General features: G+C 71.6%; 5 protein-coding genes. All 5 read right to left on the bottom strand.

Annotation, left to right across the window (positions count from 1 at the left end):
* Nucleotides 1-19: 19 nt before the first annotated feature.
* The 5 genes from ACI79Q_RS19695 to ACI79Q_RS19715 all read right to left on the bottom strand — a co-directional run bounded on the left by ACI79Q_RS19695 (nt 20) and on the right by ACI79Q_RS19715 (nt 6154).
* Nucleotides 20-853 carry a carbohydrate ABC transporter permease gene (locus tag ACI79Q_RS19695; protein WP_456588742.1) on the bottom strand — a complete coding sequence of 278 codons (834 nt, stop codon included), beginning with the start codon at nt 851-853 and terminating at the stop codon, nt 20-22.
* A 2-nt stretch (nt 854-855) separates the two neighbouring features.
* Complete coding sequence (locus ACI79Q_RS19700; RefSeq protein ID WP_456588743.1) at nt 856-1815, bottom strand: carbohydrate ABC transporter permease; 960 nt, start codon at nt 1813-1815, stop codon at nt 856-858.
* Entirely contained in the window at nt 1812-3119 is a 1308-nt protein-coding gene (locus ACI79Q_RS19705) for an extracellular solute-binding protein (protein ID WP_456588744.1), read from the bottom strand. The genes ACI79Q_RS19700 and ACI79Q_RS19705 overlap by 4 nt, the downstream gene beginning before the upstream one ends.
* Before the next feature lie 155 nt (nt 3120-3274).
* Nucleotides 3275-4504 (bottom strand): DUF4032 domain-containing protein, encoded by a 1230-nt coding sequence (locus tag ACI79Q_RS19710; protein WP_456588745.1) that lies wholly within the window; start codon nt 4502-4504, stop codon nt 3275-3277.
* 138 nt (nt 4505-4642) lie between these two features.
* A complete protein-coding gene (locus ACI79Q_RS19715; RefSeq protein ID WP_456615218.1) occupies nt 4643-6154 on the bottom strand; it encodes a potassium/proton antiporter in 1512 nt (503 codons plus the stop codon).
* Between the last annotated feature and the right edge of the window lie 182 nt (nt 6155-6336).

Below are 6336 nucleotides of genomic sequence, written 5' to 3' on the forward strand. Positions count from 1 at the left end.
CGGGTGGGGATCATGACGGTCAGCCCTTGACCGCGCCGTTGGTGAGACCGGCGACGATGCGCCGCTGGAAGAGGAGCACGAGGACGACGACCGGGATGGTGACGATCAGAGCAGCCGCCGCGATCGCGCCCGTCGGGTCCTCGAACTGGGAGGCGCCGCTGAACAGGCCGAGCGCTGCCGGCACCGGCCGGGCCGCCTCGGTGGAGGTCAGGACGATTCCGTAGACGAAGTCGTTCCAGGCGATGAAGAACGCGATGATCGCCGTGGTGAACACCCCGGGAGCGGCCAACGGCACGATCACCTTGCGGAACGCCTGCCACGTCGTGGCGCCGTCGACCTGGGCGGCCTGCTCCATCTCCCACGGGATCTCCCGGAAGAAGGCCGACATCGTCCAGATCGAGATGGGCAGCGTCAGCGACAGGTACGGGAGGATCAGGCCGGGCCAGGTGTCGTAGAGACCGATCTGCCGCCACACGTTGAACAGTGGCGTCACGATCGAGATGACCGGGAAGATCGCCACCGCCAGCGCCGTGGAGAGGATCACCTTCTTGCCCGGGAAGTCCAACCGGGCGATCGCGTAGGCGGCGAACATCGCCAGCAGGCAGGAGATGGCCGTGGCGATCAGGCAGATTCCGAACGAATTGCGCAGCGCGGGCAGGAACAGTTCGCTCGCGTCTCCGGTCAGGACCGTCTCGTAGTTGCCCCAGGAGACGCTGGTCGGCAGGAACTGACCGTTGGCGATGTCCGACGGGGCCTTCAGCGAGATGGAGATGATCCAGGCGATCGGGAACAGCGCGTAGACGACGATGATCGCGCCACCGATCCACCACATGATCTTTTTCCGAGCAGACATTGTCACTCCCCCCGCGTCGAGGCCAGATCGACCTTGAACGCCTTGATGAAGGTGAAAGCGATCAGCACCACCACGAGGAACAGCAGCACCGACACCGCCGATCCCAGCCCGATCTCCAATCGTGCGATCGTCTGCCGGTACGCGAGGAACGACACCGATTCGGTGCCGTTGGCACCACCGGTCATGATGAAGATGCTGTCGAAGACCCGGAACGCGTCCAGGCTCCGGAACAGCAGGGCGACCATGATCGCCGCCTTCATGTTCGGGATCGTCACCCGCCACAGCCGCTGCCACCACGTGGCGCCGTCGACCTTCGCCGCCTCCTGCAGCACCTCTGGCACCTGCGCCAGACCTGCCAACAGCAGGAGGGAGATGAACGGGGTGGTCTTCCAGATCTCCGCCAGGCAGATGACCAACAGGGACTGCCACCTGTCGCCGAACCAGTCGGTGTTCTCGGTGACCCCGGGGATCCAGGCGAACCAGGAGTTCACGAAGCCGGTGTTGATGTCGAACGCGAACTGCCAGGCGAAAGCAGAGACCACGGTGATCACCGCGTACGGGATGAGGATGGCCGCACGCACCACCGGCCGGATGTGGCTGAGCGCCTTGGCCATCACCATGGCGAGCCCGAAGCCGAGCACCAGCTCGACCGCGACGGTGACCACCGTGATGAAGACGGTGACCCAGATGGCCTGCCACCAGATGGGATCGGTGAGGATCACCCAGTAGTTGTTCAGCCCGTTGAACGAACGGTTGGTCGGGTCGGTGAGCCGGTAGGAGAACAGCGACTCGTAGACCGCCTGCACGATGGGGTAGGCGGTCACCGCCAGCATCACCACGAACGCCGGGCCGGCCAGCAGCCAACCGAGCTTCCGCTCGCTGCGCGACCGGTCGCTGAGCCCCCGTTTGGGCGTCGAGACCGGTTCGGTCTTCTTGACCGGCGGGAGCGTGGTCTGAGTCACAGCAGTTCCTCCCCTGCCAGGACGGCCTCGATGAGGTCGGCGGCTGCCTGGCCGGTGCGGCCGGGGTCGACGGCGCTCGCCGGGTGGTACACCCGCTGCAACGCCCCGGAGACCTCGCTGTAGTAGACGGTCTGCGGCCGGGGCGCGGCCGCCTCCAGCGACTCCCGGATGAGCGGGGCCTGCGGGAACTCCTCGAGCACCTCGGGGTCGTCGTAGACCGACGCCAGGGCCGCCGGGTTGCCGTTGGTGAGGAAGTAGTAGGTCTGGTTCTCCTCGGAGACGATGCACTCGGCGGCCTGGTAGGCCAGGTCCGTGTTCTGGCTGAAGGCGCCGACGCCGATGTTGATGCCGCCGTAGGGGGGCCGGCTCTCCTCGTCCTCGACGGTCCGCGGGTAGCGCGCCCACCCGTAGTCCTCGGGCACGGACGGGTCGAGCGTGCCCGCCTCGACGGCGGCCAGCGCCCGGGGCCAGACGAACGGCCAGTTGACCATGAACGCCGCGTCGCCGTCTTCGAAGTCCGTCACGTTGGCGTCCTCACCGGCGGTGGAGAAGGCCGGGCCACCCACGGTCGCTACCGACTTCATCGCCTCGGCCGCCTCCACGGCGGCCTCGGACTCGAGTCCGAGCTGGATGTCCTCCGGGTTCTCGGCGGTCTCCGCGATGATCGAGCCACCCGCCCCCTCGATGAGCGCGTTGATCCAGACCGTGAGCGCCTCGGCGCGAATGCCCTGCGCGGCGATCTGCGTGCCCTGCTCCTGGGCTGCGGCGACCAGTTGGGCCCAGGTGACCGGCTCGTCCATGTCGAGCCCGGCGGCCTCCGCCGCCGACTGCTTGTACCAGAGCAGCTGGGTGTTGGCCCAGAACGGCACGGCGACCAGCTCGTCGTCCCAGGTCGACCCTTCGATCGCGCTCTGCACGACCCCCTCGGTCACCCGCTCGGCGACGTCCTCGGGCACGGGGGCCAGGAAGCCGGCTTGGGCGAACTCGGGGATGTAGGGCGGGTCCAGGCTCATCAGGTCGATCGAGTCGTCCTCCGCCGCCAGCCGCCGGATCAGCTGCTCCCGCTGCTGCGAGGACTCGCGGGGCAGCTGCGCCGTCTCGATGGTGTAGGCGCCCCCCGCTTCCTCCGTGCAGCGCGCGGCGATCTCCGCCTGCCCACCCGAGTCGGGATTGGTGTACCAGGTGAGTGTCGAGTCGCTGCCCGCATCGCTCCCACAGGCCGTCAGAGCGGCGACCGCGACGAGCGAGGCCGTGGCGCTCGCTGCCTTTCTCCTCTGGCGCTTCTGACCAGGAGCGTTCGGCATCAGTCCTCGCCTCCGTTGGCGTCCACCCGACCGAGATCACGACGGTCCTCGGAGCGTGATACAGGCCACAAAGGGTGTCAATTCGAACGGCCCGGACGGCATCGACCCGCGACGGGGCCGGGCCGTGCCGTGCCGTGGTGGACTGCCCTACCGGGCTACGGGCGCCCGGCGATGACCGACGGCGTGGTCAGCTCCTGCGGGGTGCCGGGCAGCACCGTCTCGAAGTAGGAGCGCGCGGCCTTCGTCGTCCCGACGTCCCGCCCGGCCTTCTCGGACAGGAACCACCGGTGCTCGAGGACCTCGTGGAAGACCTCGGCCGGCTCCAGCCGGCCGCGCAGGTGCTCGGGGATGGCGTCGACCACGGGCTGGTAGACCTCCCCCAGCCAGCGGTGGCCGGCGATCGTCTCGGGCACCGGGTGACCGGACTTCTGCTCCAGGTAGGCGCGGAAGGCGCGGACGTCGTTGAGCAGCCGCTGCGCCTGGCGTTCCCGCACCTCCAGGCCGGTCAGCCGGAACAGCTCGCGCCGGTTGTGCCCGGGCTCGGCGACCCGGGTCTCGACGCGCAGCCGGGTGCCCTCGTCGGTCGTGCGCAGCTCGACCTCCCCGACGTCGAAGCCGAGCTCGTTGAGCCGCTGCAGCCGCTCGGCCACCCGGTAGCGCTGCTCGTCGGTGCGGAAGACCTCCTCGCGGGTGACCTCCTCCCACAGCGACTCGTAGCGCCGCGGCAGGCTGTCGGCCACCTCGATCGGGTCGATGCCCTCGGGCAGCAGCCCGCCGTACTGCAGGTCCAGCAGCTCCGCGCCGACCCGCTCGCGGGCCAGGTCGACGTCGTAGCGGCGCTGGCCGGGCGACAGCCGCGGGTGGCGTTCGACGGTCTCGGCGTCGACCAGGTAGGCGGCGAAGGTGCCGGCGTCCAGCCGGAAGAGGGTGTTCGACAGCGAGCAGTCACCCCAGAAGACGCCGGCGAGGTGCAGCCGCACCAGCAGCACGACCATCGTGTCGAGCAGCTGCTCGGCCGACTGGGCTCCGCGTGGCCCGGAGAACAGCCAGCGGTAGGACATCGAGTACTCGAGGTACCGGGTGACCAGCACCGCAGGCTGCTCGTCGGGCCGGTCGACGCAGATGCCGAGCACCGAGACCGCCGGCAGGCCCTCGCTCTCGAACTGGGCCAGCAGGGCGTACTCGTGCCGGGCCAGCCGCTCGTCGATCTCCTTCAGCGCGTAGACCCGGCCCTCGAGCGCGACGAAGCGCACCACGTGCCGCGAGATGCCGCGCGAGGGGACGTCGAGCAGCAGGGCGTCGTCCCACTCCTCCAGCGGCTGGTGCCACGGCAGCGACAGCAGCCCGGTCGCGTCGGTGGCCGGTGGCCGGAAGAGGTACCTCATGGCGCGCTCCGGGGGAAAGACAGGGTCTGGGTGCCACGATGCCACGCAGAGGGCCCGAGGGTCCGGTGACGTGCTGGAACGGCCTCCTGCAGGGGCCCACCGCGAGCCCGCGAGCGGTGGGGGGCAGGAGGTCCTCTTTCAGTCCGCTTCGCCGGCGCGGCCGGTCTCGCCCCGCCACATGGCGAGCCGGCCGGCGCGGCTGACCGCACGCAGCCGCCGCTCGGCCTCCGCCCGGGATGCGCGCGCCGACACCAGCAGCGCCTGGTCGCCCCGCATCAGCCGGGTGTTCCGGTCGGGCACGAACGCCCGGCCCTCGCGCACGATGAGCACCACCGCGGCGTCCTCGGGCAGCCGCAGCTCCGGCAGGTAGACGCCGTGCAGGCGCGACCCGTCCGGCACGGTCAGCTGCAGCAGGTCGGCGTCCAGCGTCTCCAGCGGGGCCGCCTCCACCTCCACGTCGCGCGGCGTGACCGGGGCCGCGATCCGCAGCCGTCGCGCCACCCAGGGCAGGGACCAGCCCTGCACGAGGGTGAAGACGACGACCAGCACGAAGACGGTGTCGAAGATGCCGGCCGCGCCGGTGACCCCGGCGGTGACGGGGAAGGTGGCGAGCACGATGGGGACGGCTCCGCGCAGGCCCGCCCAGGAGACGAAGGCCTGCTGCCGCCACGGCATCCGGAACCACACCAGGCTCAGCACCACCGACACCGGCCGGGCGACCAGCAGCAGCGCCCCGCCGACCACGAGCGCCGGGAGCAGGGCGTCGGCCAGCCGGGACGGCGAGGCGAGCAACCCGAGCAGGACGAACAGCCCGATCTGGGCGAGGGTGGCCATGCCCTCGGCGAAGCCGATGCTCGCGGCGCGGTGCGGGAGGGCCGCGTTGCCCAGCACCAGCCCGCACAGGTACACCGCGACGATGCCCGAGGTGGCCGCGAGCGTTGCCGTGGCGAAGGCGAGCACGCACAGCGCCAGGATCGCCAGCGGGTAGAAGCCGGCCAGCGGAAGGGCGACCCGGCGCAGCAGCGCCGCCCCGCCGACCCCGAGCGCCACGCCGATCAGGGCCCCCCCGATCAGCTGGCCCACGACCTGCAGCACGATGAGCCACCACGCTCCCGGGCCGGCGCCGGTGAGGTACGCGGCGAGGGTGGTGACCAGGAGGATCGCCGGGGCGTCGTTGAGCCCGCTCTCCGCCTCGATGGAGGCCGCCAGCCGACGGGGCAGGGGCAGCCGCCGCAGGGCCCCGAAGACCGCGGCCGCGTCGGTGGACCCGACCACCGCCGCCAGGAGCAGGGCGAAGCCCCACGAGGCGTCGAGCAACCAGACGGCGAAGGCCGCGGTGATGCCGACGCTCACCGCCACCCCGACGGTGGCGAGGGTCAGCCCCGGCCCCACCGCCCGCCGCACGTCCGCCCAGCGGGTGGTCAGCCCACCCTCGGCGAGGATGACGACCAGCGCGGCCACGCCGAGGGTCTGGGTCAGCTCGGCGTCGTCGAAGCGCACGCCCAGCCCGCTCTCACCGATGGCCAGGCCGAGGGCCAGGTACAGCAGCAGGCTCGGCAGGCCCACGCGGTCGGCCAGCCGGAGCGCGACCGCGGCGACCAGCACGACGAGCGCCCCGAGGGCCAGCGCGACGGTGACGGTCGCGTTCACCCTCGGCCGCTCCGCATGCGGTCAGTCTCCCGTACGGCGGGGGCGGGCTCCCCCCGGTGGTGGCCCGGGGGGGGGGGGGGGGGGGGGGGGGGGGGGGGGGGGGGGGGGGGTGGGGGCCCGCCTCCAGCCCCCCCCCGCCCCCACCCCCCCCCCCCCCCCCCCCCCCCCCCCCCCTCCGCCCC

Source organism: Blastococcus sp. SYSU DS0828 (genome assembly GCF_054050975.1).